Origin of the sequence: Mesorhizobium sp. YL-MeA3-2017 (assembly GCF_030814575.1) — a bacterium.
GTDB classification, from domain to species: Bacteria; Pseudomonadota; Alphaproteobacteria; order Rhizobiales; family Rhizobiaceae; genus Mesorhizobium; species Mesorhizobium terrae.
On record NZ_JAUSVH010000001.1, the window covers coordinates 4,920,384 to 4,947,228 of the forward strand.

At 63.0% G+C, this 26,845-nt stretch carries 28 protein-coding genes; 10 read left to right on the forward strand and 18 right to left on the reverse strand.

Annotation, left to right across the window (positions count from 1 at the left end; genetic code table 11):
* Positions 1-10 precede the first annotated feature (10 nt).
* On the reverse strand, positions 11-622 hold the full coding sequence (locus QFZ88_RS23155) for a TIGR00730 family Rossman fold protein (RefSeq protein WP_024923901.1): 612 nt from the start codon (positions 620-622) through the stop codon (positions 11-13).
* 116 nt (positions 623-738) lie between these two features.
* Here QFZ88_RS23155 and QFZ88_RS23160 point away from each other — a divergent pair, with 116 nt between their 5' ends.
* The 6 genes from QFZ88_RS23160 to pssA all read left to right on the forward strand — a co-directional run bounded on the left by QFZ88_RS23160 (position 739) and on the right by pssA (position 6,484).
* Complete coding sequence (locus tag QFZ88_RS23160) at positions 739-2,064, forward strand: LysM peptidoglycan-binding domain-containing protein (RefSeq protein WP_024923900.1); 1,326 nt, start codon at positions 739-741, stop codon at positions 2,062-2,064.
* Between the two features lie 63 nt (positions 2,065-2,127).
* Positions 2,128-2,460: an ArsR/SmtB family transcription factor gene (locus QFZ88_RS23165; protein WP_024923899.1), complete on the forward strand. Its 333-nt coding sequence runs from the start codon at positions 2,128-2,130 to the stop codon at positions 2,458-2,460.
* 22 nt (positions 2,461-2,482) lie between these two features.
* Positions 2,483-4,369 (forward strand): ABCB family ABC transporter ATP-binding protein/permease, encoded by a 1,887-nt coding sequence (locus tag QFZ88_RS23170; protein ID WP_024923898.1) that lies wholly within the window; start codon positions 2,483-2,485, stop codon positions 4,367-4,369.
* A gap of 98 nt (positions 4,370-4,467) precedes the next feature.
* Positions 4,468-4,842, forward strand: a complete 375-nt coding sequence (locus tag QFZ88_RS23175) for a YciI family protein (RefSeq protein WP_036253915.1) — start codon at positions 4,468-4,470, stop codon at positions 4,840-4,842.
* Positions 4,843-4,893: 51 nt separating this feature from the next.
* Positions 4,894-5,640 carry a phosphatidylserine decarboxylase gene (locus tag QFZ88_RS23180; RefSeq protein ID WP_275040860.1) on the forward strand — a complete coding sequence of 249 codons (747 nt, stop codon included), beginning with the start codon at positions 4,894-4,896 and terminating at the stop codon, positions 5,638-5,640.
* Between the two features lie 10 nt (positions 5,641-5,650).
* On the forward strand, positions 5,651-6,484 hold the full coding sequence (gene pssA, locus QFZ88_RS23185; RefSeq protein ID WP_024923897.1) for a CDP-diacylglycerol--serine O-phosphatidyltransferase: 834 nt from the start codon (positions 5,651-5,653) through the stop codon (positions 6,482-6,484).
* A 10-nt stretch (positions 6,485-6,494) separates the two neighbouring features.
* Here pssA and QFZ88_RS23190 read toward each other — a convergent pair whose 3' ends face one another.
* The 5 genes from QFZ88_RS23190 to QFZ88_RS23210 all read right to left on the reverse strand — a co-directional run bounded on the left by QFZ88_RS23190 (position 6,495) and on the right by QFZ88_RS23210 (position 12,253).
* The gene (locus QFZ88_RS23190; RefSeq protein WP_024923896.1) at positions 6,495-8,714 is read right to left on the reverse strand and encodes an AMP-binding protein; all 2,220 of its coding nucleotides are present in this window, start codon (positions 8,712-8,714) and stop codon (positions 6,495-6,497) included.
* Positions 8,715-8,979: 265 nt separating this feature from the next.
* On the reverse strand, positions 8,980-9,888 hold the full coding sequence (locus QFZ88_RS23195) for a DMT family transporter (RefSeq protein WP_024923895.1): 909 nt from the start codon (positions 9,886-9,888) through the stop codon (positions 8,980-8,982).
* A gap of 66 nt (positions 9,889-9,954) precedes the next feature.
* Positions 9,955-10,845: a DMT family transporter gene (locus QFZ88_RS23200; RefSeq protein WP_024923894.1), complete on the reverse strand. Its 891-nt coding sequence runs from the start codon at positions 10,843-10,845 to the stop codon at positions 9,955-9,957.
* Positions 10,846-10,992: 147 nt separating this feature from the next.
* Positions 10,993-11,238 carry a hypothetical protein gene (locus QFZ88_RS23205; protein WP_024923893.1) on the reverse strand — a complete coding sequence of 82 codons (246 nt, stop codon included), beginning with the start codon at positions 11,236-11,238 and terminating at the stop codon, positions 10,993-10,995.
* A gap of 259 nt (positions 11,239-11,497) precedes the next feature.
* The gene (locus QFZ88_RS23210) at positions 11,498-12,253 is read right to left on the reverse strand and encodes an SDR family NAD(P)-dependent oxidoreductase (RefSeq protein ID WP_024923892.1); all 756 of its coding nucleotides are present in this window, start codon (positions 12,251-12,253) and stop codon (positions 11,498-11,500) included.
* A gap of 181 nt (positions 12,254-12,434) precedes the next feature.
* Between QFZ88_RS23210 and QFZ88_RS23215 the strand changes: the two genes are divergently transcribed.
* Together QFZ88_RS23215 and QFZ88_RS23220 are read left to right on the forward strand one after the other, a co-directional pair.
* Entirely contained in the window at positions 12,435-13,043 is a 609-nt protein-coding gene (locus tag QFZ88_RS23215; RefSeq protein WP_036257101.1) for a hypothetical protein, read from the forward strand.
* Positions 13,044-13,294: 251 nt separating this feature from the next.
* Positions 13,295-13,717, forward strand: a complete 423-nt coding sequence (locus tag QFZ88_RS23220) for a DoxX family protein (RefSeq protein ID WP_024923890.1) — start codon at positions 13,295-13,297, stop codon at positions 13,715-13,717.
* 28 nt (positions 13,718-13,745) lie between these two features.
* Here QFZ88_RS23220 and purF read toward each other — a convergent pair whose 3' ends face one another.
* From purF to rpsF, 12 genes are all read right to left on the reverse strand, one after another.
* Entirely contained in the window at positions 13,746-15,215 is a 1,470-nt protein-coding gene (purF, locus tag QFZ88_RS23225; protein ID WP_024923889.1) for an amidophosphoribosyltransferase, read from the reverse strand.
* An 86-nt stretch (positions 15,216-15,301) separates the two neighbouring features.
* Entirely contained in the window at positions 15,302-16,000 is a 699-nt protein-coding gene (locus QFZ88_RS23230; RefSeq protein ID WP_024923888.1) for a CvpA family protein, read from the reverse strand.
* A gap of 25 nt (positions 16,001-16,025) precedes the next feature.
* Positions 16,026-17,429, reverse strand: coding sequence for a DNA repair protein RadA (radA, locus tag QFZ88_RS23235; protein ID WP_024923887.1), 1,404 nt, complete (start codon positions 17,427-17,429; stop codon positions 16,026-16,028).
* 47 nt (positions 17,430-17,476) lie between these two features.
* On the reverse strand, positions 17,477-18,964 hold the full coding sequence (locus QFZ88_RS23240; protein WP_024923886.1) for a replicative DNA helicase: 1,488 nt from the start codon (positions 18,962-18,964) through the stop codon (positions 17,477-17,479).
* Positions 18,965-19,186: 222 nt separating this feature from the next.
* A complete protein-coding gene (locus QFZ88_RS23245) occupies positions 19,187-20,158 on the reverse strand; it encodes a small ribosomal subunit Rsm22 family protein (protein ID WP_024923885.1) in 972 nt (323 codons plus the stop codon).
* A 2-nt stretch (positions 20,159-20,160) separates the two neighbouring features.
* Complete coding sequence (locus QFZ88_RS23250; RefSeq protein ID WP_024923884.1) at positions 20,161-20,484, reverse strand: YnfA family protein; 324 nt, start codon at positions 20,482-20,484, stop codon at positions 20,161-20,163.
* Between the two features lie 5 nt (positions 20,485-20,489).
* Positions 20,490-21,596, reverse strand: coding sequence for a GNAT family N-acetyltransferase (locus QFZ88_RS23255; protein ID WP_024923883.1), 1,107 nt, complete (start codon positions 21,594-21,596; stop codon positions 20,490-20,492).
* Positions 21,597-21,655: 59 nt separating this feature from the next.
* Positions 21,656-22,201, reverse strand: a complete 546-nt coding sequence (locus QFZ88_RS23260) for a DUF6875 domain-containing protein (protein WP_137900407.1) — start codon at positions 22,199-22,201, stop codon at positions 21,656-21,658.
* 213 nt (positions 22,202-22,414) lie between these two features.
* On the reverse strand, positions 22,415-23,692 hold the full coding sequence (locus QFZ88_RS23265) for an SAM-dependent methyltransferase (protein ID WP_024923881.1): 1,278 nt from the start codon (positions 23,690-23,692) through the stop codon (positions 22,415-22,417).
* A gap of 156 nt (positions 23,693-23,848) precedes the next feature.
* Positions 23,849-24,430, reverse strand: a complete 582-nt coding sequence (rplI, locus tag QFZ88_RS23270; protein WP_024923880.1) for a 50S ribosomal protein L9 — start codon at positions 24,428-24,430, stop codon at positions 23,849-23,851.
* A gap of 198 nt (positions 24,431-24,628) precedes the next feature.
* Positions 24,629-24,877, reverse strand: a complete 249-nt coding sequence (rpsR, locus tag QFZ88_RS23275; protein ID WP_024923879.1) for a 30S ribosomal protein S18 — start codon at positions 24,875-24,877, stop codon at positions 24,629-24,631.
* On the reverse strand, positions 24,877-25,362 hold the full coding sequence (gene rpsF / locus QFZ88_RS23280) for a 30S ribosomal protein S6 (protein ID WP_024923878.1): 486 nt from the start codon (positions 25,360-25,362) through the stop codon (positions 24,877-24,879). The genes rpsR and rpsF overlap by 1 nt, the downstream gene beginning before the upstream one ends.
* A 373-nt stretch (positions 25,363-25,735) precedes the next feature.
* On the opposite strand from rpsF, the gene QFZ88_RS23285 reads away from it, so the two are divergent.
* The gene (locus QFZ88_RS23285; protein ID WP_024923877.1) at positions 25,736-25,963 is read left to right on the forward strand and encodes a DUF4287 domain-containing protein; all 228 of its coding nucleotides are present in this window, start codon (positions 25,736-25,738) and stop codon (positions 25,961-25,963) included.
* Between the two features lie 155 nt (positions 25,964-26,118).
* Positions 26,119-26,841: a class I SAM-dependent methyltransferase gene (locus tag QFZ88_RS23290; RefSeq protein WP_036253919.1), complete on the forward strand. Its 723-nt coding sequence runs from the start codon at positions 26,119-26,121 to the stop codon at positions 26,839-26,841.
* The last annotated feature ends 4 nt before the right edge of the window (positions 26,842-26,845 follow it).

Below are 26,845 nucleotides of genomic sequence, written 5' to 3' on the forward strand. Positions count from 1 at the left end.
GCGCAGGCACCTACATCTTGTCGATGACCGAAGACACGCCGCCCGTCGGCGCATCGACGCTGGCGCCGGTGGCAAGAATGGTCGCGACCACCGCCTCAGGATCGTCCACCACCAGCGGCTTCACATTGTGGGCGGTATGGATGAAGCCTTCGCTGGTCATGTGGTCGATCAGCGCCAGCATCGGGTTCCAGAAACCCTTGACGTTGACGAACACCATCGGCTTGCGGTGATGGCCGAGCTGCGCCCAGGTCATGATCTCGACGATTTCCTCGACCGTGCCGATGCCGCCCGGCAAGGCGACGAAGGCGTCCGATTCCTCGAACATCCTGTGCTTGCGCTGGTGCATGTTTTCGGTGACGACCACTTCATGCAGCCGGTCGAGGGCACTTTCGGTCGCTTCCCGGTTCATCAGAAAGCGTGGGATGATGCCCATCACCTGGCCGCCGGCCCGCATCGCGCCATCGGCAACGGCGCCCATGACGCCCTTGGTGCCGCCACCATAGACAAGGCGCAGGCCTGAACGCGCGAGCGAGTGGCCAAGCAGACGTCCGGCCTCGACATAGATGCCGTCACGGCCCGGAGAGGAGCCGCAATACACGCACACGGATCGAATCGTATTCATGGTTCGATTGGTGATGCCGTCCATCATCGCGGTCAAGTCTGGAAGCGGGCTTTTTCTTGTCGGATTCGGCAAAAGCAGCTAGACCGTTGATAGGTGGCTAAGGGGGCAGAACGAATATGGCTACGGCGCTTGTCAGAGCATTGCTTTTTGCTGCCGGTGGTTCAGCCGCCGTTGCGGGCGTCGCCTATGTCTCAGGGGCACTCGACCCCTTCCTGAAACCGGCCCCGCCGGCACAGGTCGCGGCCGTGGCACCCGCCGCGCCGGCGACGCCGCAGCCTTCGGAACAGCAGGCACCAGCGCAGCAGCAGGCGGCCGCGACACCAGCGGCCGAAAAGCCGGCTGAGACGAAACCGGCGGTCGCCGGACCGGTCGCTCCCACCTTCGATGTGGTGCGCGTGGAGGGCAATGGCTCGGTGGTCATTGCCGGCAATGCCGCCGCCAACGCCAAGGTTGATGTCGTCCAGGGAACGACGGTGCTCGGTTCGGCAACGGCCGGGCCGGACGGTGCCTTCGCGATCGTGCTCGAAAACCCGCTCAAGCCCGGCAATTACCAACTGCAGCTGCATGCGACCGCGCCTTCCAATACGGTCGCAACCTCGGCGCAGACTGCGGTCGTCTCCATCCCCGAAAAGCCCAACGGACAAGTCCTTGCCATGGTCGAGGAACCGGGCAAGGCGGCAACGCTGCTTTCGGTTCCGAAGCCAGAGGAGAAGGCTGGCGCCGAAACAGCGGCAGCTCCCGCGGCAACCGCTCCCGCGGCCGAACAGCCTGCGGCGGCCGCGCAGCCCGCGGCACAGGCGACGGCATCGGCTGAACCTGCCAAGCCGGCCGAACCGGGTTCGCCCGCAGTGTCCCCTGAGGTGTCCAAGGTCGTGGTCGAGGCCGTCGAGATCGACGGTGGCAAGGTTTTCGTCGCTGGCACGGCGGATCCCGGCCGCAAGGTGCGGGCCTATGCCAATGACATGCTGCTCGGCGAAGCCCTGACCTCGCCCAAGGGTCAGTTCCTTGTCGAAGCGACGCGCGATCTGCCCGTCGGCAACTACACGGTGCGTGTCGACGCGCTCGATGCCGACGGCACCAAGGTGGTCGCCCGCGCTGCTGTTCCCTTCCAGCGCGAGCCGGGGGAGGCGGTCGCCGCCGTTGCACCGGCGCCGGCCGAAACAAAGGCACCGGAGACTGCTGCTGCTGGCAGCACCGCGGCAAAACTCGAGCAGGTCGACCACGCGGTCATCATTCGCCGCGGCGATTCGCTGTGGCGCATTTCGCGCCGGGTCTACGGCCACGGCATGCGCTACTCGACGATCTATCTGGCCAATCAGGAGCAAATCCGCGATCCGGACCGCATCTGGCCGGGCCAGGTCTTCAAGCTGCCGCAGAAGTCGAAAGAAGGCGAAACCGCCGACATGAACACGCTCGGCGACCAAATGACGACCGCGAAATAGAACCTCATTCGCCCATTCGGCTAGGTTGCGCAAAATAGGTTCATCGTCTATCGACGATGAACCATGCAAACATCGCTTTCACAGACATGCGGGGCGGGGCATCTCGCCGACACTCGGGCCGTCGCGGCAAAGCTTGCTGCGCTGGCGCATCCGGCGCGCATTGAAATCCTGAAGCGCCTTTCCGCCAGCAATTCCTGCTGCTGCGGCGAAGTGGTGGATCATCTCGATCTCGCGCAATCCACAGTCTCGCAACATCTGAAAATACTGGTCGAAGCCGGGCTGGTTCGCTTTACGCCGGACCGGCAACGCTCGCGCTACGCGGTTGATCATCAAGCGCTCGCCAGCGTCTCGGCTTCGCTCTCCGCCCTGGTCGAGACCTGCTGTCAGACCGGTTGAACCAAATAACAAGGCAAGAACAGTGGCCGACAAAACCGTCTCCGCCGACTCAGGCTCCACATTCAAGACTCTGCGCAATCTATGGCCGTATATGTACCCGGCCGACCGCCCGGATCTGCGCTGGCGCGTAACCTGGGCAACCCTGCTGCTGGTTGTCGCCAAGCTGGTTCTGGTGGCCGGTCCTTACTTCTTCAAATGGGCCACTGACGCCCTGACCGGCGAGGGGAAATACACGCCACCCCTGCCGGCTATCCTGCTCGCGCCGATCGCGCTGGTCATTGCCTATAATGTGCTGAGACTGGTGCAGCTTGGCTTCAACCAGCTTCGCGACGCTTTGTTCGCCCGCGTTGGCCAATATGCGGTGCGCCAGCTCGCCTATCGCACTTTCGTTCACATGCACCAGCTGTCGCTGCGCTTTCATCTGGAAAGGCGCACCGGCGGCCTCTCTCGCATCATCGAGCGCGGCACGAAGGGCATCGAGACCATCGTGCGCTTCATCATGCTCAACACGGCGCCCACCGTGCTGGAGTTCGCGCTCACCGCCGGCATTTTTGGCTTCACCTATGGCTGGAAGTATGTCGCGGTCGTCGCCGTTACGGTTGCCCTCTACGTCTGGTTCACGGTGAGGGCTTCAGACTGGCGCATCGCCATCCGCCGCGACATGAACGACAGCGACACCGACGCCAACACCAAGGCGATCGATTCCCTGCTCAATTTCGAAACCGTCAAATATTTCGGCAACGAGGCGATGGAAGCCTCCCGCTTCGATCGCTCCATGGCGCGCTACGAAAGCGCCGCCACCCGCATCTGGACGTCGCTCGGCTGGCTGAACTTCGGCCAGGGCGTCATCTATGGCCTCGGCACCACGGTCGTCATGTGCATGTCGGCCTATGAGGTGATGAACAAGACACAGACGATCGGTGACTTCGTCTTCATCAACGCCATGCTCATCCAGCTTTCGGTGCCGCTCAACTTCATCGGTTTCATCTACCGCGAAATCAGGCAGGGCCTGACCGACATCGAGCAGATGTTCGATCTGCTCGATGTTCAGCAGGAGGTTCTCGACAAGCCCGATGCCAAGCCTTTGGCGGTCGCCTCCGGTCGCGTCGAATTTCGCGACGTGCAGTTCTCCTACGACCCCAACCGCAAGATCCTGAAAGGCGTCAGTTTCGAGGTTCCGGCAGGCAAGACGGTGGCCATCGTTGGCCCGTCGGGCGCCGGCAAGTCGACGATTTCGAGGCTGCTGTTTCGCTTCTACGACGTGCAGGACGGAGCCGTGCTGATCGACGGACAGAATGTGCGCGACGTGACACAGGAAAGCCTGCGCTCGGCCATCGGCATGGTTCCGCAGGATACGGTCCTGTTCAACGACACCGTCGCCTACAACATCCGCTACGGCCGCGTCGACGCCGAAGAGGAAGAAGTCAGGCGCGCAGCCGAGCTCGCCCAGATCGGTCCCTTCATCGAGCGCCTGCCGGACGGTTACCGGACCATGGTCGGCGAGCGCGGCCTCAAGCTCTCGGGCGGCGAAAAACAGCGCGTGGCGATTGCCCGGACCATTCTGAAGGCGCCGCCGATCCTCATTCTCGATGAGGCGACCTCGGCGCTGGACAGTCACACCGAGCAGGAAATCCAGGCGGCGCTTGATCTCGTTTCGAAAGACCGCACCACGATCGTCATCGCCCACCGCCTTTCAACCGTCATCTCGGCCGATGAGATCATTGTGCTGAAGGACGGGCAGATCGCCGAACGCGGCACCCATGCCGACCTGCTTCAGCAACGCGGCCTCTATGCGTCGATGTGGGATCGTCAGCGCGAGGCGACGGAGGCGGAGGAGCGTCTGCGTCTTGCCCGCGAAAGCGACGATCTCGGCGTCGTCGTGCGTCGGCGAACGGCAGAGGTGTCCTGAACCATCGCATCCGAACAGCTGCGCTCTTGACTGGGGCAGCTGGCGGATGTTCGGTGGCGCTCGGCCGGTGAGGGGGCCTTACGGAGAAAGAGCAGCCGATGTTCTTCGCTATTCTCGCTTATCATGCCGAGGGTGTCGTGGAATCGTGGACGCCGCAGGAAGACGCCGCGCTGATGGACGATCTGCTTGCGACCCACGACAGGCTGGTCACGCAGGGTCATATGGGGCCTGCGGCCCGGCTCGGTCCCGTCGAACAGGCGCAAACTGTTCGAGGCCTTGGCGATGGCATGGTGATAGACGGCCCTTTCGCGGAAACGAAAGAACAGCTTCTTGGCCTCTATGTGGTTGATTTCCCGAGCCAGGAAGAAGCGGTCGAGGCCGCCCGGGAGCTGCGCCGCGCCAATCCCAGCGCTGTCTATGAAGTGCGGCCGATCATGCTCTATGTGCCCGGTGCATCGCTCGCCCGGCCGTAAGCTGCAGCGGGATATCCGAGTGATGCCGGATTGCCGCGTTGCGGCGGAGAAGTGTTTCCGGTAGACAAGCCGAACCCGAAACAGAGCCGCCCCAGCCCGATGAATCTTGTCGATACGGTCAAGAACGCGTTCGTGCCGATCCACCGCGAAGGTTATCCCTTCATCGCGGCTTTCGGCGCTGGAACGCTGCTGCTCGGCTATTTTTCGTCGATCCTGTTCTGGATCGGTCTCATCCTGACCGCCTGGTGCGCCTATTTTTTCCGCGATCCGGAGCGTGTCACGCCCGTTGACGACCGGCTGGTGATCAGCCCCGCCGATGGCGTGGTTTCCGCGGTCGGACCGGCTATACCGCCACGCGAGCTGGGTCTTGGCACCACCGAGATGACCCGCGTTTCAGTGTTCATGGACGTGTTTTCCTGTCATGTGAACCGCGCCCCGGTGCGCGGTCGCATCACCCGTATCGAGCACCGGCCGGGCAAGTTCCTCAATGCCGAGCTCGACAAGGCGAGCCAGGAAAACGAGCGCAACGGCGTCGTCATTGAAAGCCCGAATGGCACCGTGGCTGCCGTGCAGATTGCCGGCCTGGTGGCGCGGCGCATTGTTTGCTGGGCCGAAACCGGCGGTACGCTGGCGATCGGCGAACGCTTCGGCCTCATTCGTTTTGGCTCGCGTGTCGATGTCTTCCTGCCGGCGAATGCCGCGCCGCGGGTGGCTGTCGGCCAGACCGCCGTGGCCGGCGAGACGGTGATTGCCGAGTTCGGCGGTGCCCAGGCGGCGCCGCTGGTGCGCATCTCCTAGGGACGGCGCGATGGGCGCTCCCTTCAAGAAGTTCGAGGCGCATGGTCTTGGCGGGCCGCGCATCACCGAAATCCCGCTGCGCATGGTTCTGCCCAATCTGGTGACCGTTCTGGCGATCTGCGCCGGTCTCTCGGGCATCCGTTTCGCTTTCGAGAACCGGTTCGAGACAGCCGTGGTGATGGTGCTGCTCGCCGCCTTCCTCGATGGCATCGATGGCCGGCTGGCGCGGCTGCTCAAGGCCACTTCGAAATTCGGCGCGCAGATGGATTCGCTGGCCGACATCGTCAATTTCGGCGTGGCGCCGGCCCTGGTGCTCTATGCCTATCTCCTGGACAGGGCAGGTTCACCGGGCTGGATCGCCGCCCTCCTGTTCGCGATTGCCTGCGGCATGCGCCTGGCGCGCTTCAACGTGCTTGACGAGCAGACCGACCGGCCAGCCTGGCAGGCAGACTATTTCGTTGGCGTGCCGGCGCCTGCCGGTGCCGTGCTTGTCATGCTGCCGCTCTATCTCGCTTTCCTCGGCATGCCGCCGACGCGGCCGATCGCTTTTGCCGGCGTGGCCTTCACGGTGCTCATCGCCTTCCTGCTGGTCAGCCGCCTGCCGGTCTATTCCGGCAAGAGCGTCAAGATACCGGGCGACCGGGTGCTGCCGGTCATCCTGGCCGTCGTGCTCTACATGCTGCTTCTGGTCAGCTATCCCTGGCACACCTTGACCGCTTCGGTTCTAGCCTACCTGGTCTTCCTGCCGTTCAGCGTCAGGGCCTATTCGCGGCGTGCCAAGAAGGAAGGCGAGGCGGTTCTGCCGCCGGATGTCGACCACAAGGTCGTCGACGGCGAGAATTGATCCCAACCGCTCAGGCCGGCAGTCCCAGGCGTTCCATCGCCAGTTTGCGCGCTGACACATAATCGGTCTTGCCTGAGCCCAGAACAGGAAGCGCGTCCACCTTCACGATGTCGTTCGGCACCATGAGTTCGGCGGCGCCATGCGCCTTGCCGAACTTGCGCAGCGCATCGGCTTCGGCCTCGTCGGCCGTGGTCACCAGCACGATGCGCTCTCCCCGGCGCTTGTCGGGCACGGCCACCGCCGCATGGTTGTCCTCCGGCCAGAGCGACTGCACCAGCATCTCGACTGCGCCAAGCGATACCATTTCGCCGGCGATCTTGGCGAAGCGCTTGGCACGGCCGCGAATGGTGATGAAGCCGTCGCGGTCGACGGAAACGATATCGCCGGTGTCGTGCCAGCCTTGCAGCGGTTGCAACTCGCCGGGGCGGTCGGCGGTCATGTAACCCATCATCATGTTGGGTCCGTCGAGCCACAGCCTGCCGCCATTCTCTATGCCTTCGACCGGGTCGAGCCTCATTTTGATCGCGGGCAGCAGCCTGCCCACAGTCCCCTCGCGATTGTGAATCGCCGTATTGACCGACACGACGGGGGCCGCCTCGGTCAGGCCGAAGCCTTCGATGATCTCGGCCTGGAAACGCTCGCGATAGATGCGGCGCGTATCCGCTTTCACCGGCTCGGCCCCGGCCACGATGAAGCGAAGGCTGGAGAAGTCGCCGTCGCCGGCATGGCGCGCATAGTTGGCCAGGAAGGTGTCGGTGCCGAACATGACCGTCGGCCGCGCCTTGCGGGCGATCTCGGGGATGATCTTGTAGTGCAGCGGCGAAGGGTAGAGAAACGCCTTCACGCCGGTCAGCAGCGGCAGGATGGTACCGCCGGTCAGTCCGAATGAGTGGAACACCGGCAGGACGTTGAACAAGATATCCAGAGGCGAAATGGTGATGCGCGCCTCGGCCTGCATCGCATTGGCCAGCAAACTGCGATTGGAAAGCACCACCGCCTTGGGGGCGCCTTCCGAACCGGACGTGAACAGGATGACGGCAGGCTTGGCGGCATCCTGCGGCTGCAGCGGCCATCGCCAGAAAAGCATGGCGCTCAGCCGGTCCAGTGACGACGTATCGTCGCGCAACTCCTCAAGCCACAGGAACTGGGCGCCGCCTGCTTGCGCTGCCTCGACGATATCCGAAAGCGACGCCTTCTCGACGAATGCGCGCGAGGAAACGATGGTGCGGATCGTCGCTGTGCGTACGGCCGAAGTGATGCTTGCCGGCCCGGCCGTATAGTTGATCATGGCTGCCACGCGCCCGGCCGACAGCAGGCCGAGCAGGGAGATGGCGACGCCATTGGTGTTGGGCAGAAGCAGGCCGACGGCCTCGCCCGGTGCCGTCTTGGCTTCGACCTTTTGGCCGATGATGCGTGCGCCGGCGAAAAGGCGGCGGTAGCTCAGAGCCCCCGAAACCACATCCTCGACGATCGGATGAGAGGCCCCGAAACGGTCGGCGGCGTCCCGCATTGCCTGAAACAGGCTGCGGGTAAGGTCGGTGGCGGCGAAGCGGGCTTCGGCGACGCGATCGAACAGGGCGTTGCTGCCATTGGTCGCCGGCTCGCCGCCGCGCGCCGCCAGCTCGTCCACGGTCATCGGCGCAAGCACGCTGATGTCGAGCCTCGGGAACCAGCGCCGCGGCGCCTTGTTGGCGGGCGTGAGCGACGTAGGCAGCCAGCGTGCGCCACCGACGAAGATCGGCACAATGCGGGCGTCGGCCTGCATGGCGATGCGGGCGACCGCGCGGTATAGCCGGAACGACTTGACGTCCGGTTCCACGGCGTCGGGGAAATAGACGGCCAGCCGGCCGCGTCCCTTGAGAACGCGCACGAGCCTGCGGCTGACGAAGACATGTTCGGCATTAAACGCGATGGTGCGAGCAAGCTCCCGCCACGGTTCTAGCCAGAAGGAGTGCGCCGATGCCTCGTCCAGAATGTGAAGCGTATCCTCCGGCAGGAGCGACAGCATTAGCGCCGGGTCTATTCTCGACTGATGGACGATCACGTAGATGACTGGAGCGTCGCTGTCGCGGGCGAGCCTGATGCGGTGATCGGCGATGCGATAGGCCAGCTTGAACGGTGTGTAGAGCAGCGCCTGCGCGAGGCTGAGGCCTAGCCGGACCTTCTCGACAAGGCCGACGAGCAACCAGGCGATCGCGAGTGCTGCGAGCAGCCCCAGGGTCAGGATCATACCGCGTCACTCCCAATGCCGGTCAGGGTGTCGCGCGTCCGCTTGGACGCTCAATCTAGCGTAGTCGATCGCCGACCTTGCCGGGGCAAAACCTATCCGAAGTGATGCCAAGGTCAATGCGGAAGACGCGCACTGCCGACGACAAAGAAAAAGCCGACCAAGAGGTCGGCTCTGGAGGGGGAGCGGGCCGGGGGATTGGGGGGACTAGAGCGTGGCCCGCTAGACAATAATGCGTGTGCAACATGATGGTTCCGTGACAGCGCGACTATTTTGATGGTGACGCTACCGGCAGCGCCGCTGCCCGCCGTGCCTTGAACCAATCGCGGGCGCCGTGAGCCAGAACCGCGGCAAGCACGATCGCGCCGCCCAATATGCTGGCCGCAGGCGGCACCTCCGACAGGAACAGCCAAGCCAGCAATACCGCGGCGGGTACCTCCGCCGCGCCCAATAGTGCGGATTCCGGCGCCGGAATGAGTCGGCTGCCTTCGGTCCAGAGGATCGATGCCAATGCGAACGATGCCCCGAAGACAACGAGCAGCACGGCGTCCCAGGTGGTGATCGCCAGAGGGTCGGTGACGAACCAACCGAATATGAAGAGAAGAAAGGCCGAGACGGCACCGGCCCAGACGACCGGCGTGTCGCGAAACGCGCGGATCATGATCATGTAGAGCGCGCTGCCGATGGTCATCAGTGCCGCGAGCCCGTCGCCGAACAGATTGCCGGACCCGAACCCGGAATGAACCATGATGGCAACGCCGGTGAGCGAGACAATGGCCGCAGCCAGCGTCGGCGCTCGAAATGGCTCGCGCACGAGCAGCCATGCCAGCAAGGCGGTCACGAAGGGCGCTGTCGCGTAAATGACGGCGACATTGGCGACATAGGTGAATTTGAAGGCCGAGATGAAGGCAATGCTGGCGGCTGCACCGACCACGGCCACCAACCATCCACGCCAGCCAAGCCGCATGTTGGGCTTTTCGCCTGCCCTTCGGGGACGCCAGCGCACATAGGCTCCGATCAGCAGGAAACCGACGAAACCGCGCCAACAGGAGACGGTCAGGGCGTCGGCCGAAATCGATTTGGTCAGCACGCCGGTGAGGCCGAACACGATCGCCGATGCCGAGACCAGCAGGATGCCCAGCGTTCGTTCGTTCGAAACCCCGTTTGGTGGTGTCATCGGCTCCTCCGGCGCTGCATCACGATAGCGCCGGGCTACTGACAGCCTTCTGGCAGGAATGCGCGTTCAGGCGGCCGGTTTGCGGAAGCGCTCGCTGGCGACGATGACGAGGCCGGCGAAGACGATGATTGCCGCACCGATGAACACTTCGCTGCGCGGCACGTCGCCCCAGATCAGGAAGCCGAGCGCGAAAGCCCAGACGAGCGCCGTATATTCGAACGGAGCGATGATGGAGATGGGCGCCCGTTTCATGCCTTCGAACAGAAAATACTGACCGAGGCCGCCAAAGGCGCCAACGGCGATCAGCAGCAGGAGTTCCTGCCAACCGGGTGTCTGCCAGGTCCAGAACAGCGGCAGGCCGGCGATGACCAGGAAGAAGCCGTTGTTGAGCACGAGTTGCACCGTCGTGCGCTCCTGGGAGGCGACCTTGCTCAGAAGCACGATGGACAATCCCCATAGCGCGGCCGCTGCCAGCACCAGGATCACCGGCAGTGAAAAGCCGAGCCTGGCAGGATCGCAAGCGACGAAGACGCCGCCAAAACCGATCAGCACCGCTGCCCAGCGCAGCAAGGGAACCTTCTCGCCCAGCACGACGATCGACAAGGCGGTGACGATGATCGGCGCGGCGAAATAGATGGTGGTCAGTTCGGCGAGCTGCAGATCCTTGGCGGCCGTATAATAGCAAAGCCACGCCGCCAGGATGAGAAAGCTGCGCAAAAGCATGGATTTGAGGATCGGCGAACGCGCCGAATCCGCAAGGAGTCTCCAGCCGCCGGTGGCAACGCAGCCGGCAAGGATCGTGGCACTACGGAAGAACAGGATCTGCCAGACTGGCGCAGCCACCACCAAGAGCTTGATGGATGCATCCTGGAACGAAAACAGCAGATAGGAAAAACTGGTCAGCATGATGCCGGCCAGCACTTTCTCGCGTGTATCGGTGAGGACGACTTCTGACATGACGAGTCCGGCGACTGCTGAGGCGGCCGAACCCGAATCTCGATTGTTTCAGAGCCCACCGCAGCCGCTAGGCTACACGAGGCGCATCATCAGCGCTGCTAAGCCACAGAAGTGGTTGCGTTGGCGCAGTGTAGCAACAATGCGTCCTTACTGAGCCGGTTGCGCCGGCTGCGGCACTTGCGAGGCGCCCGGCTCGTCGTCTCCCATGTCGGCATAGGGCGAGGCGCTGGGGACGCACTGCACCGCCCAGCCCACCGGCGCCGGCTGCTTCTGATATTCGGCTATGGCCGCAGTGCACTGTTCGCGTTTGTCGAAAGTGCTTGGCAGCACCACCATGCCGCCTTGCGGGCCGGCCACCACGAGATACCAGACCAGGGCAACGGTCGATGACATGGGGAATCCTCTTTTCTGCGGATTGGAGATGACGGGTTGCGCGAGCCTAGCAAGTCTTGCCGGCAGGTGAAAGCGCACCGGTGACGCGGAGCCTCGAAGATCGGATCAACCTTTGGGGCTCGTTGCCTCCAAATGTGAACGCCTAAGTCCGTATGTTTCTTCCACAAATCGGATCGTGCCATTGCCGACGGGCCTGCGACGGTTGGTGCCGAACGGGGGCTTGCCCCCGATGACGGCCTTCTCCTCAGAACAGCCGATCTCAGGCCGGCATCTGGTACGACACCCAGCGGTTCGGCTTTGCTTGGAAGATCATGCCGGTTTCCGTCACTGAAGGACTGGCCAGCGGCACGATCCGGGCCGCGATCTCAGAAGGATGGGGCAGGGTGTCCGGGTTTTCGCCAGGTACGGCCTGAGCGCGCATGGCGGTGCGAGTAGCGCCGGGATCGACGGCGTTGACCCGCAGCGGCGAGTTCCTGGTTTCGTCGGCCCAGGAGCGAACCATCGCCTCTACTGCTGCCTTCGAGGCCGCATAGGGCGCCCAGAAGGCACGCGCCGAATGGGCGGCGCCGGACGACAGCACGATGGCGCGACCCGCATCGGAAAGCCTGAGCAGCGGATCGACCGAACGGATCAGTCGCCATGTCGACGTCACGTTGACCGTCATGACCTTCTCAAAGACCTTGGCTTCGACATGGCCGATCGGCGAAATGACGCCCAGGACGCCGGCATTGGCCACGAGTATGTCGAGCTTACCCCAGCGATCGTGGATGGCGCCACCCAGCCGGTCGATGCCGGTCATGTCGGCGAGGTCGAGCGGCACCAGCGTTGCTTCGCCTTTCCCGGTCCGGGCGCGTTCGGCCTTGATCTCGTCGTCCAACTCTTCCAACCCGCCGACGGTGCGGGCGACCGCGATGACGTGAGCGCCCGCCGCCGCCATCTGCTTGGCGATGTGGTAGCCGATGCCGCGCGATGCGCCGGTAACGACGGCGAGGCGGCCGGTGAGGTCAAGTGTCATTTCTGCCAGTACCTGCTGAGATTTGACGGGAAACTCCGAGCCTCGCGAAACACGGTTCAGCGCCGTTTGGCAAGGGGCGAGATGGACGCAGCCCATTTTTGCCTATAGCCGCCTCTACAACCTGTAATATTGTTTTGATAGCAATTCTATTTTAGGTTGCCGAAATTGATGGGGGAACCATATGAGAAAAGTAGCTTGTGTCGTTGGTGTCGTGGTCCTTGTGCAAGGATGCACATCCTATGCGGCCAATCAGGTGCTCGGAACGTCGGCAATTCCGCTCAGCGTGACGGCTGGCAAACGGCTGGAGCCTAAAAATATCTACAGGGTGAAATCGGGCGGCATGATCACTCAGGTCTGCCAGAAAGACATGGAGAACCGCAAGATAAAGGCGGTGGGTGTTGTGATGGGGGACGAGTCCGACGACACGATCACGGATCGGGTCGTTGGCGAGGCCATCACCTTAACCGTGCCGGGCGTGCCGACCATCCGCATGCCTTATCGGAAGATGCGCGTTCAGGGCTATACGGTGAGGGAGGCGAAGGCACCGTCCGGCGAAGACATCTACCAATATTACATGCAAAATGTCGGCTCGACGTGCCGCAAAATGATGTCGGAGGGTGGCCTTATCGTTGTCCAGAGCGAGGCGCGGGCCAAGAAATCGGCTCAGTTGCTGAAAGGACCGGTGGACGACCTGCCATTGGGACCGGGCACATTGGGCGGATTGGGTACCGAACAAGTCATCCGCGGTCCTTCAAACGTCACTTTTGGCATCGTGCCCGCCGAGCATTGATGACGGGCGCCCATCAAGATTTCCGACACCGCGGCGAAGGGACAGTGTTGTCCGCAACTCTCCTGTCATGGTCGCGCGCAGATCGTCTGCTCGTCTTCGCCAACGCTGCAATCGGCATCGTGCTCGGGTTGAACGACCGTGGGGTTGGATGATCACTTGAAGGCCGGTCGCGGGAATTTTCGGCGCCGCTGTCGGGAACGGCTGCGCTTCAACGTCCTTGAAGGTGAAACGAGGCTTCACAGGAGGAGACCATGGGCCGCACAATCGTAATTCTCGTCGCCAGGCTGATTTTCGCCGCTGTCTTTGCAATGGCCGTCAGCTTCAAATTTGCCGGCATGGCCAATACGGCCGCCTACATCGCAGCGGCTGGTCTTCCGTTTCCGCTGCTGTTGGCCTGGTTGGCGGCGATCTTCGAGGTCGGGCTGATTCTGGCTTTCCTCACCGGCGCCTACTTTTCCGACGCCGCCTTGCTCGCTGGAGCCTATGTGGTCTTTCTGGCCTTTGCTTTCCACGGTCCGTCGCACTGGCAAGCCAACCAGGACGAGTTCGGCTTCTTCATCGACCACTTCACCTTCCTGGCCGGGCTTTTGTTCGCCGCCGTGCATGGACCGGGTGAACGACTGGCGCTGCGAAAAGGTTTTGTCTGGAAGGACGAAGCGGCTTCCGCGAACTGACGCGGAAGCTTAAGGGCGGACCGAAACCTTATTGCCCGTTGGTCGCCAGCAGCGACAGCGTGCGCACATTGTCGGTGCCTTCATGATCGAGCAGCCGGGTCGGATACTGACCGGTGAAGCAGGCGTCGCAGAACTGTGGCTGTTCGTCGTTGCGGCCGGCTTCGCCGACGGCCCGGTAGAGGCCCTCGATGGTCAGAAAGCCGAGCGAATCGACACGGATGAATTCCGCCATCTCTTCGATCGACATGCGCGAAGCCAAAAGCTTCGATTTCTCCGGCGTGTCGACGCCGTAGAAGCAGGAGGCGCGGGTGGGCGGCGAGGCGATGCGCATATGCACTTCCTTCGCGCCGGCGTCGCGCACCATCTGCACGATCTTCTGCGAGGTGGTGCCGCGCACGATGGAATCGTCGACCAGCACCACGCGCTTGCCTTCGATCATGCGACGGTTGGCGTTGTGCTTTAGCTTGACACCCATGTGGCGAATGGAATCGCCCGGTGAAATGAAGGTGCGACCGACATAGTGGTTGCGGATGATGCCGAGTTCGAAGGGAAGGCCGGCCGCCTGGCTGAAGCCGATTGCCGCCGGCGTGCCCGAATCCGGCACCGGCACGACGAGATCGGCGTCGACGGGGCTTTCCATGGCAAGTTCGGCGCCGATGCGCTTGCGTACTTCATAGACATTGCGGCCCTCGACCGAAGAATCGGGGCGGGCGAAGTAGACATATTCGAAGATGCAGAAGCGTGACTTCTGCTGTTCGAACGGGAACATGCTTTCGATGCCCTTGGCCGTCACCACCACCATCTCGCCCGGCTTCAGGTCGCGGACAAAGCGCGCGCCGATGATGTCGAGCGCGCAGGTTTCGGAGGCCAGGATCCAGGCGCCGTCGAGATCGCCCAGCACCAGCGGGCGAATACCCAGAGGATCGCGGCAGCCGATCATCTTCTTCGACGACATCGCAACCAGCGAGAAGGCACCTTCGACCTGGCGAACGGCATCGATGAAGCGCGAATTGAGGTCGCGCTCCTTGGACGTGGCGACCAGGTGCAGGATGGTTTCGGTGTCGGAGGTCGACGAGAAGATCGAGCCTTGCTTCTGCAAGGCGCGCTGCACCGTCATGGCGTTGGTGAGGTTGCCGTTGTGCGCAACCGCGAAACCGCCGTCGGCGAGTTCGGCAAAAAAGGGCTGGATGTTGCGCACGCCGGCACCGCCGGTGGTGGCGTAGCGGGTGTGGCCGATGGCGCGGTTGCCCTTGAGGCTGTCGATGACCGCCTGCTTGGTGAAGGTGTCGCCGATCAGGCCGACATGCCGTTCGACATGGAACTGCGTACCGTCATAGGAGACGATACCGGCCGCCTCCTGGCCACGGTGCTGCAACGCGTGCAACCCGAGTGTGACGATGGCGGCCGCGTCCTGGCGGCCGAAAATACCGAAGACGCCACATTCGTCGTGGAAATGGTCGTCCGCCTCGGAGCAAAGCACGTCTGCTGCGTCTGCCATGCCGGGAGCCTCTTGTCCGCTAAAGCCGCGATATAAGGCGGTAGCGCTCCGAAAGCAACGTGCAGTCGTGACGGTTCACACCATCGTTAGTTATTCGTAGCCGGCGCATTGCCGCCGGCAGGGGCGTTGCCGCCTGCGGGAGGCTGGTCGGCGGGCGCTTCGTCGTCGGGAGCGGCGTTGTTGTCGGGAGCCGCATTTTCGTTGGCGGGCGCGCCGGTAGCGGGTGCCTCGCCAGCCGCGGGCGCCGTTCCAGTCCCGGCTTCGGGCAGCATGCCGTTCTTGTTGAGCTTCTTGAGAATCGTCTTTTCCGGATCTTCCGGCAACACGCTCTCTATATATTTGCCGATCGATTCCAGCAGCGGGCGCGACTTCGATGCGGCGATCCAGTTCGGAGCCTTGTCGCCGGCCAGCCAGTTGAAGAACATCAGGCCGACAGCCACGACCAAGATGCCGCGCGCCGCGCCGTAGAGGAAACCCAGCGTCCGGTCGAGCGCGCCGACCCGGCTGTCGATGATCCAGTCAGCGATCTTCATCGTGATGATCGACACGACGATTAGCGCGATCACGAAGACGATGCCGGCGGCAGCGCCCATCGCGATCTTTTCGTTGTCGATATAGGGTTTGAGGTAGGGGATGACCGGCTTGTAGAACAGGTAAGCCGCCACTGCCGCCGCCGCCCATGAGGCGATCGACAGAACCTCGCGCGAGAAGCCGCGAACCATCGCGAGCATCGCGGAAACGAGAGTGAAGCCGGCGAGAATTCCGTCAAGCAGCGTAATCGGCATGTCTTCGCCTACTCCATATGCCCTGTCATTCGTCTTCCGGAGTGCGACTGCGGCGGGTGCCGGCAATGCGCGCTACGAGATCGGCGAGCTCGGTAGGCTGGAAAGCACCGGCGCCTATCCCCCCGGCAATTTCCTCGCTGCCCAAGGGCAGGACTGCGCTTCCGAAGCCCAGCTTTTCCGCTTCCTTGAGACGCTGTTGCGCATGCGCAACCGGCCTCACGGCGCCTGAAAGGCTGATTTCGCCGAAATAGACGCAATCGGCGGGAAGGGCAAGACCGGTGAGCGACGACACCAGGGCGGCCGACACGGCGAGGTCGGCCGCCGGCTCGGAAATGCGGTAGCCGCCGGCAACGTTGAGATAGACGTCGTGCTGACCGAAACGTACCCCGCAATGGGCTTCCAGAACGGCAAGGATCATCGACAGCCGCGCGCTATCCCAGCCGACGACGGCGCGCCGCGGCGTGCCGAGCGACGACGGCGCGACCAGCGCCTGGATTTCCACCAGCACCGGCCTGGTGCCCTCCATTCCCGCGAAAACGGCGGCTCCGGGCGACTTTGCGTGGCGTTCGCCGAGAAAAAGCTCGGATGGATTGGCCACTTCGCGCAGCCCCTTGTCGGACATTTCGAAGACGCCGATCTCGTCGGTGGGGCCGAAGCGGTTCTTGACCGTGCGCAGGATGCGGAAGTGGTGTCCGCCTTCGCCTTCGAAATAGAGGACGGCGTCGACCATGTGCTCGACGACACGCGGTCCGGCGATCTGGCCTTCCTTGGTCACGTGGCCTACCAGCACGATCGCCGCGCCTGTGGATTTCGCGTAGCGGATCATCGCCTGGGCGGCGGCGCGCACCTGCGTGACGGTTCCGGGTGCCGAATCGGCAAGGTCCGTCCACAGCGTCTGGATAGAATCGATGATCACCAGGTCCGGCCGTTTGCCGTCGGCGATCGTGGCCAGGATGTCCTCGACATTGGTTTCGGCGGCCAGCTCGACCGGCGCTGATGCCGCGCCCAGCCTCTGGGCGCGCAACCTGATCTGCGCCACCGCCTCTTCGCCCGAAACATAAACGATGCGATGGCCTTGCCGGGCAAGCGCTGCCGCCGCCTGCGTCAGCAGGGTCGATTTGCCGATACCTGGATCCCCTCCGACCAACAACGCCGAGCCGCGCACGAAGCCGCCGCCGGTCGCGCGGTCGAGCTCGCCGATGCCCGAAGCAATGCGCGGGGCATCCTCGATGTCACCGGAAAGTGTGGTCAGCGCCACGGCACGGCCCTTGCGGGCGCTTTTCAGCGAAGCGGGCCCAGAGCCGATGCCGCCGGCGGTGCCTTCCTCGATCAGCGTGTTCCACTCGCCGCAAGCGTCGCATTTGCCTGCCCAGCGCTGATGCACCGTGCCGCAATTCTGGCAGATGAACTGGACGCGCGACTTAGCCATGAACGCGGCCGTGGTTGCGCTGCGATGCAGGGATGCAAATCAAGGCGTTACTCGAACCGCTCGGGCAGGTGATGTTCTTCGGCAAGATCGGAGAAGCGGGTGTATTGCCCCTCGAATGCGAGGTCGACCGTGCCGGTCGGGCCGTGACGCTGCTTGGCGATGATGAGTTCGGCCTTGCCCTTCACCTTCTCGAATTTGATCCGCCAGTCCTCATATTCCGGCGTGCCTTCCTCGGGCTGCTTGTTCTGCAGGTAATATTCGTCGCGATAGACAAAGAGGACGACGTCCGCGTCCTGCTCGATCGAGCCCGATTCGCGAAGGTCCGACAGCTGCGGGCGCTTGTCGTCACGGCTTTCGACCTGACGCGACAGCTGCGACAGTGCGATGATGGGAACATTGAGTTCCTTGGCCAGGGCCTTCAGGCCGGTGGTGATTTCAGTGATTTCCTGCACGCGGTTCTGCGAGGATTTGGCCGAGCCCTGCATCAGCTGGACGTAGTCGATGACGATGACGTCGAGACCGCGCTGACGCTTCAGGCGGCGCGCGCGCGCGGCAAGCTGGGCGATCGAGATACCACCGGTGGCGTCGATGAAAAGCGGGATCTTCTGCATGGTCTGCGCGCAGGCGACCAGCTTTTCGAAATCGGCCTCGGTGATTTCACCGCGGCGGATCTTCGATGACGAAATCTCGGTCTGCTCGGAAATGATACGGGTGGCCAGTTGCTCGGATGACATTTCCAGCGAGAAGAAGCCGACCACGCCGCCATTGGCGGCCTTGAACGAGCCGTCGGCCTGTTGCGCCGGCTGGTAGGCTTCGGCGATGTTGAAGGCGATGTTGGTGACCAGCGATGTCTTGCCCATGGCCGGGCGGCCGGCAAGGATGATCAGGTCGGAGGACTGCAGGCCGCCGAGCTTGCGGTCGACATCGCGCAAGCCGGTGGAGATGCCGGACAGGTGGCCGTCGCGCATATAGGCGGCGTTGGCCATGTCGACGGCGGTCTTGACCGCATCTGTGAACGCCTCGAAACCGCCATCGTAGCGGCCGGTTTCGGCCAGTTCGAACAGGCGGCGCTCGGCGTCCTCGATCTGTTCGGACGGCGACATGTCGACGGGCGCATCATAGGCGATGTTGACCATGTCCTCGCCGACGGTGATCAGCGCGCGCCGTGTGGCCAGATCGTAGATCGCGCGGCCATAGTCGGCGGCGTTGATGACCGTCACCGCCTCGGCCGCCAGCCGGGCCAGATATTGCGCCACGGTCATGTCGCCGACCTTCTCGTCGGCGGGCAGGAAGGTCTTGATGGTCACCGGGTTGGCCATCTTGCCCATACGGATCAGTTCCGCCGAGACCTCGAAGATCTTGCGATGCAGTGGCTCGTAGAAATGCGCGGACTTGAGAAAATCAGAGACGCGGTAGAAGGCGTCGTTGTTGACGAGCATGGCGCCGAGCAGCGCCTGCTCGGCCTCGATGTTGTTCGGCGCCTCGCGATAAAGCGGCGTTTCCGCCGCGCCGAATTTGAGAGCTGCTTCCGCCATGATTCCCCGATCCTGATCCCATCTGTCGGTAGCAGAACTGCAGCGGATCGATGCTGACTTATCTGCATCAGTGCCGGATCAGTCGACGATGTTTACCGTGATTCACAGCCAGGCATCTTCGTCCACAGGACGATATTCCGATGCCCCGAATCTGTTTGACTCGACAAGACGCAAAACCTAGCCGAATAACCGGAACATATCAAGAACCTGGTTAAATCGAAGTCAGCCCTGAACGAGGCTGTCGCCCCAGTCCGCCCGCCGCGCCGCCTTGAAGATTTCGCCGTCGCGCTTGGTCAAAAAGCGCTCTGATGCGAGGCCATCCGGCTGGCAGAGTTTCAGCGAGACCTTACCCGACCCGGCCTTTGGCGGTGCCAGTACGCGTGAATGGCGCAAAGCTGAGGGTGTACGGGATGCGGCGAGGTAGATGAATTTCTCGTCTTCCCACGGCACTTCGGCTTCCTTGGCCAGCCGGTGCAGGCGTGAGCGCGCCACGCGCCGGGAAAAGTGACACCAGTCGGGAGCGACAAGCGGGCAGGGCTCCGCATGCGGGCAGGGCGCCGCGATATGTGCTCCGCTTGCGATCAGCTGTGTTCTTGCATCGAGGATGCGGCGCCAGCCGGCCGGGGTTCCCGGTTCGACGATGAGCAAAGTGTCGGCGGTGAGGCGCCAAAGGCGGTCGATGAGTTTCGGCAGCGCCGCAGGCGCAACCTCGTCCATGACATAGGCCATGGTGACGAGATCGACGGCCGCCATGTCGGGAAGGTCGACGGTCACGTCGCCCTGCAGCCAGCGGATCTCGGCTGCGATGTTCTCTCCAGCCAGCATCTGCCCGACCTTGCGCGCGGCGGCACTGGCTTCGAACAGCGTCGCTGCCTCGATGGACGGCCACAGGTCGGACGCCGCCCACAGCACCGTGCCGGGCCCAGCACCAATGTCGAGCAATGTTCTGGGCGCGAGATTAGGCAGCGCCTCGCTGGTTGCCTCGAGACTTGCCCGAACGGCGGCATAGGTGGCGGGTAGGCGCGTGGCGAGGTAGGCCTTGGCGGCAATGTCGTCGCCCATATGCAGGCGTCCGTCGCGAACCTCAGCCCGATAGCGGTCGGACAGCGTTCTGGAAGCCTGTTTCAGCGTGTTGAGCGGCAACCCATCCAGCAGCCTCTCGACCGCCTGTTTTAACTGCGCCGGCAACTCCACTTCTATGCACTCCTTGGCGCAAGCAGGATCAGCGACGCGCCGGCGATACAGATTGCTGCTCCCACGATATCCCAGCGGTCGGGACGCACGCCTTCGACCAGCCACAGCCACAGCAGCGAGGCCGCGATATAGATGCCGCCATAGGCGGCATAGGCACGTCCCGCGGCATCGGTGGGGGCAAGCGCCAGCAGCCAGGCGAAAGCCATCAGCGAGATGACGCCGGGAACAAGCCAAAGTGGCGATTTTTCCAGCCGCCACCAGGCCCAGAACGAAAAGCAACCGGCGATTTCAGCGACCGCCGCCGCGACGAAAAGAACAATACCCATCAGGTCTAATAGCCTGTCCGCGAGGCAATGGCACGGGTCAGGCTTGCCGGAAAACGCCGCAGCAGCGACTTCGCCGCCGGCAGTCCGTGCACCAGCAGGGCCTGGCAGGCGATCCGCCCCTTGACGCTCAGCGGAATGACGAGGTCGCGCACCTTGGTCACGCCGTCGGCGTGACGCATCTTGTGCTCGCTGGCGGGAGTCAGCAGCTCGAAGACGGTATTTCCGCGTGCTTTGGCGGTGGCAAACACGTGATGCACCAGCACACTGCCGGCCCCGTCCTTTTCCGCGCAGGCGTCGGTGGCTATGACATGGCCGAAGCAATGGCCCTTGTGGTCGAACGACAGGTCGATCCCGATGGGCCGCTCGTCCCGTTCAAGCGTCGAGACGTTGATGGACGCCAGTGCCTCTTGATCGCCGGCCATTCTAGCGAAAAAAGCTTCGAAACGGGGATCGAAAAGGGTGGGTGCGCCGATCTTTTCGCGTTCCAGCCAAGCTTTCTTCATGACAACTGCCGCATGGGCCAGCCCGGCAGCCTCCGGCCCCGCCTGATATTGGCGCATCAGCAATTCGCCCGGTCCCGCCAGATTGCGCACCCTGCGGCGATAGTTCGAGCGGATCTTGGCCGAATAGGCGGGGCCGGGGCCGTCGTCGCCTATGCGGTCGGCCAGCACGCAAAAGGGAGCATCAAGCCGGGATAGAACCGCGGCGTCCTGATCGAACCCGACGCGGACGAACGCCGAATCCTGACGCACGAGCGGCGCATCGATGATGTCGGCGCGCAGAGCGCCGATCTTGGCTCGTAGCGCCTGAACAACGGGTTCTCCAGCGTCCGCGTCGATCAAAAGGTCGCTGAACCGTGCGACCGGAATGCCCATGAAGCGCAACGTGTCCAGCCCGAGCCAGCGTTGGCGCACCAAAGGCAGGATCGCGACGATGTTCGTGCCGCGATACGCCACGATGATCTGCAGGCGGTGCCGGGCGCCGAGATAGTGGCTCACCCAATGGCGGAGGAAGCCGAAATCCTGGAACAGCTGGTGCGGAGCCGCGGAGCGCTGGGCAAGCGCGTTCCAGTCGTCTTGGAGCGACTGAAAACCTTCGACCGTGTCGACCACTCGAAGATCGAGGTCTGATCCTTCGACGCCTTTTTGCTTTGATTTCGACGTGGTCCGGGTCACGTCTTTTGTGCCCGCCAGTAGGCCAGGATACGTTTTGCGCCGTCGAAGCGGAATTTTATCAGGAACGGTGCAAGAAGCAGCGGGTGCCGTGCGGCAAACGGGGCATCCTGTTCGACCAGATGGCGGATGGCGAGCACGGGCAGCGGCGCGCGCAATGGCCGGAACGCGGGGTTCCACAATCCAGGCGCCTCGTTGCCTGCATGCATGAAGCCGATCATGCGAAAGCGGCTCAGCGAATAAAACTTATGCCTTGCCTGCACACGTTGCAGCATGGCGACGCCTTCGTCATCGCTGCAATTCGGAAAGCCGACGATCACGGTGCGAAAATGCTTCATCCCGGCTTTGCAGGGGATTTTCTCAAGCTCGCTGAAGGCCCTGCGGATCAGCGCGAAGGCCTCTTCTTCATTGGCGGCGTCGGCGCTCGAGATCGCCAGCCTGACCGTGTCGATCTTCGCCGCCTGCCGGGTGAACGGGCAGACCGCTCCAGTTCGCCCAAGGTCGGGGTGATCGCGCATGAGGTAGGACTCGACCCAGCCGAGCAATGTCGACATGGCTCCGTCCGAGGCGGCGACGGTGCGGGCCTCGGCTATCGTCACAAGTGGGAGCGACCCGGTCGGCCCGGGGATTTTGTCGAGCATGGCGCAGCCTCAAACCCCAGGCTCGCGATATCAGCTCCGGTTTACGAAACCATTGACGAGGCGTCTAGCTTTGTTCTCAACAAGCGGCGCTAGCCGCGCCGCTGTTGGTCTTCTTCCTCACTCTTTCACCCTCCGGCGCCTTGCCGGCTTGGCGAAGAGCGGCTTTTGCGGCGCATCCCGCACTTCGAGCGCCTTTTCGCATTTGCCGATATAGTCGCGCGTCACCGGAAGCACGTCGTTCTTGTGCGTGAGCTGGATCTGGAACACAACGAGGTCCTGCCAGCGGAACGACGCTTCCGAACCGGAGAGGTAGAATTCCCACATGCGGCAGAAGCGTTCGTCATAGATCGCCTTGACCTTGTCGCGATTGGCCAGGAAGCGCTCGCGCCAGTGCTTGAGCGTGTCGGCATAGTGCAGTCGCAGGATCTCGACATCCGTCACCGCCAGGCCCGAGCGCTCGATATGTGGCATCATCTCCGACAAGGCCGGAATATATCCGCCGGGGAAAATATGCTTGCGGATGAAGGCATTGGTGGTGGTAGCCGGTCCGGTTCGACCGATCGTGTGCAAGAGCATCACGCCGTCCGGTTTCAAGAGCTTGGCGCTTTTGTCGAAGAAGGTTTTGTAGTGATTGATGCCGACATGTTCGAACATGCCGACCGAAACGATGCGGTCGAAGCGTTCGGATAGGTCGCGATAGTCGCGCAACTCGAAATGGACCTGCCGGTCCATGCCCTCGGCATGGGCACGGTCGGTCGACACCTGGTGCTGCTCGGTCGACAACGTCACGCCCAGCACATCGGCTCCGAAAGCCTCGGCGATATAGAGACCAAGACCGCCCCAGCCCGAGCCGATATCCAGCACGGTCTGCTCCGGCCGCACTTTCAGCTTGGCGGCGATGTGCCGTTTCTTGGCGAGTTGCGCCTCTTCGAGCGTCATGTCCGGTCGTTCGAAATAGGCGCAGGAATACTGCATGTCCTTGTCGAGGAAGAGTTTGTAGAGGTCGCCGGAGAGGTCGTAGTGGTGCGCCACATTCTTCCGTGACCGGTAGGCGTTGTTCAATTGCTGCAGAGGGCGGATCGTCAGCCGCGCCGAGTTGAGCAACTTGCCCCAGGTCGATTCCGCCCACGAAAGTCCGGTGTTCTGATAGACGAGCTGGAGGAAGGACAGCACGTCGCCTTCGACGAAGTCGAGTTCCTCCTCCATGAAAGCCTCCGGAATGGCCAGCGAGGGATGCAGCGTGATGGCGCGCTCGGCGCGGCGGGTGTGGATCACCATATGCACTTTCGGGCCGGTTCCGTCCCCGAAGGTGCGGGTCCCTCCGTTTGGCCCGGTGATGGCCAGGTTGCCTCTGCGCACGATGCGTTGGGCAATGCGTTCCAGGAAAACATTCATGACGAACCCTCAAAGAACGATAGTGACAGCCGTGCTGTCCAATCCTTCAAAAAAGGCGAGCGCGCCAAAAAGTTCCGTTGGCATAAAAAAACCGGGCGCGAGGCCCGGTTTCTTGATCCAGCTGCAAGGCCAGATTTGTGACAGATCCCGAAAGGATCAGGCTTCCTCTTCGCCCTCGAACTCGGCGTTCGGGTCGAAGAAGCTGTCCGGACGGGCATTCTCGTTGATGTCGTCGCCATAGATGGCTTCGGCGGTGGTCAGCATCTCACCCTTGGCCTGACGCTCGGCTTCTTCCGACGTGCGGGCGATGTTGAGCGTGACGGTGACTTCGACTTCCGGATGCAGCGCGATCGCCACATTGGTGAGGCCGATCGTCTTGATCGGGTGGTTGAGCTCGATCTGGTTGCGGGCGACGGTGAAGCCTTCCGCGGTCAGGAGATCGGCGATGTCACGGGTCGAGACCGAGCCGTAGAGCTGACCGGTTTCGCCAGCCGAGCGGACGATGATGAAGCTCTTGCCGTCGAGCTTGTCGGCGACCTGCTGGGCTTCGGCCTTGCGCTCGAGGTTGCGAGCTTCGAGCTGGGCGCGCTGGCCTTCGAACTTCTTCTTGTTGGCTTCGTTGGCGCGCAGCGCCTTGCCCTTCGGCAAAAGGAAGTTGCGGGCGAAGCCGTCCTTGACCTTGACGGTGTCGCCCATCTGGCCGAGGCGGGAAATGCGTTCGAGAAGGATGACTTCCATAGTTTTCTCCATATGCGCCATAGCGGGCGCTGTTCGGGAGACAGTCAGGAAGTGAAGGGCGCCTGGCGCCGGTTTCGCTGTCCTGCCTGTCGAGGCAGTTAGGGTCAAAAGACCCAACTCGGGATTTTAGATTCACCGGTCGTGCCCATCACGGCCGGGAAAACCCCGCAGGCGGCAACCGCCCGCGGGGAAAGGCGCTTAGCGGACCACGTAGGGCAGCAGGCCGAGGAAGCGGGCGCGCTTGATCGCCTGGGCGAGTTCACGCTGCTTCTTCTGGCTGACGGCGGTGATGCGCGACGGAACGATCTTGCCACGCTCGGAAATGTAGCGCTGCAGGAGACGCACGTCCTTGTAGTCGATCTTCGGGGCGTTGGCGCCGGAGAACGGGCAGGTCTTGCGGCGGCGATGGAACGGGCGCCGGGTCGGGATCTGGTTGATGTCGACCATTATTCTGCACCCCCTTCAAAGCTGCGCTGCGGGCGCGGGCCGCGGTCTTCGCGGTCGCCGAACGAGCGCGGACCACGGTCGCCGCGATCCCGGTCGCCGAACGAGCGCGGGCCACGATCGCCGCGGTCACGGTCGCCGAAGCCACCGCGCTCAGGGCGCTCTTCGCGCTTCTGCATCATTGCCGAGACGCCTTCCTCGTGCTTCTCGACCTTGATGGTCAGGAAGCGCAGGACGTCTTCCGACAGACCCATCTGGCGCTCCATCTCGTTGAGCGCTGCCGGCGGGCAGGTCAGGTCCATCAGCGTGTAGTATGCCTTCCGGTTCTTCTTGACCCGGTAGGTGAGGGACTTCAGTCCCCAGTTCTCGACCCGGCCAATCGAGCCGCCGCCTGCGGTGATGACGCCCTTGAAACGTTCAACGAGCTCATCGACCTGCTGCTGCGACAGATCCTGCCGGGCAAGGAACACATGTTCGTAAAGAGCCATAGTGCTTTTGCCTTTCTTCGTTTCTCTCCCGGTTCCCGGCGGCTAAAGCCTCTGCAACTTCTCTTAACCCGCAAACGCGGAGAAGAAAGGAGCATGACGAGACGGTCGAGAGCGGAGACACGGGAGGCGGAAGCGTTTTCGCTTCACGCGGCGGTTCCTTGAAGAAACCTCCGGCCCTCCGTTCAGCCCCCAGCTGGGACCGGCAGATTGCGCGCGTCTATACAGGAATTTGGCTGGAACACAACCCTTGCCGGTCAGTGGCGGGGTAATAACGGGCTGGTCGACTGCCTTGTTGATGGCCGGAAGCTAACCATTGTCCGAATTGTTCGACAATCCCATAGTGCCGCCTTCACAGCTTTGAGAGGGGAAGTCCATGTCGTTCCAGGCCTATCTCGACACGATCAAGAACAAGACCGGTCAGGGGCCGGAGGATTTGATGCGCCTCGCCGACGCGAAAGGCTTCTCGGAAGGTGGAAAACTTAAAGCGAGCGTCAAGGCCGGCCAGATCATCGAATGGCTGAAGGCCGACTATGACCTCGGCCACGGGCACTCCATGGCCGTCTACGCGCTGCTGACGGGCAAGAGAAAGCCCGGCGACTGACGACTGCCGGGCCGTTTCTCACGACGGGAAGCGACCGTCACCGGAGCGATTCCCGCTTCTGGAACATCCTTGAGGCCGATTTGGTTGGTTGTGCGAGGAGCGCGACTGAGCAATCACGGCTGATCGCCTCAGACCCCACCAGCATGGAGCCTCGGATGAGCAGGAAAGATCACGACCATTGGTCCGAAGTCGCTGCCGAGTGGATCGAATGGGCTCGTGCGCCCAACCACGATGCCTTCTGGGCCTACCGGCCCGCCTTGCGCGAATTTGTCGGGCAGGGCACGGGCGAAGCGCTGGAAGTCGGTTGCGGCGAAGGCCGGGTCTCCAGGCTCCTCAAGGAATGCGGCCATCGCGTAACCGCGACGGACCCGGTGGCGGCGTTCGTTGCCGCTGCCCGGGGCGCCGATTCGGCTGATCGCTACGAAGTTGCCCCCGCAAACGCCTTGCCGTTCGAAGCCGCCAGCTTCGATCTCGTCATGGCCTATAATGTGCTCATGGATGTCGAGGATGTTCCGGCCGCGGTGACGGAAATGCGGCGCGTGCTCCGCCCATCCGGCACGCTGTTCGTCTCCATCGTGCATCCCTTCGCCGATCGCGGCCGGTTCGATCGCGAACGGCCGGGCATGCCTTTCGTGGTTGACGGCACCTATTTCGGCCGCGAGCATTTCGAGGGCGCGGAAGAACGCGACGGACTGCGCATGCGCTTCGCCGGCTGGTCGCAGCCTCTGCAGAACTACATGGCCGCGCTGGAGGAGGCAGGTCTTGCCATCACCGCGCTGCGGGAGCCTGTTCCAGACACCGGCTCGCAATGGGCGGGGCTGCAGAACTGGGTCCGCATGCCGCTGTTTCTGTGGCTGAAGGCGCGTCCGTTGCCCTGACGGC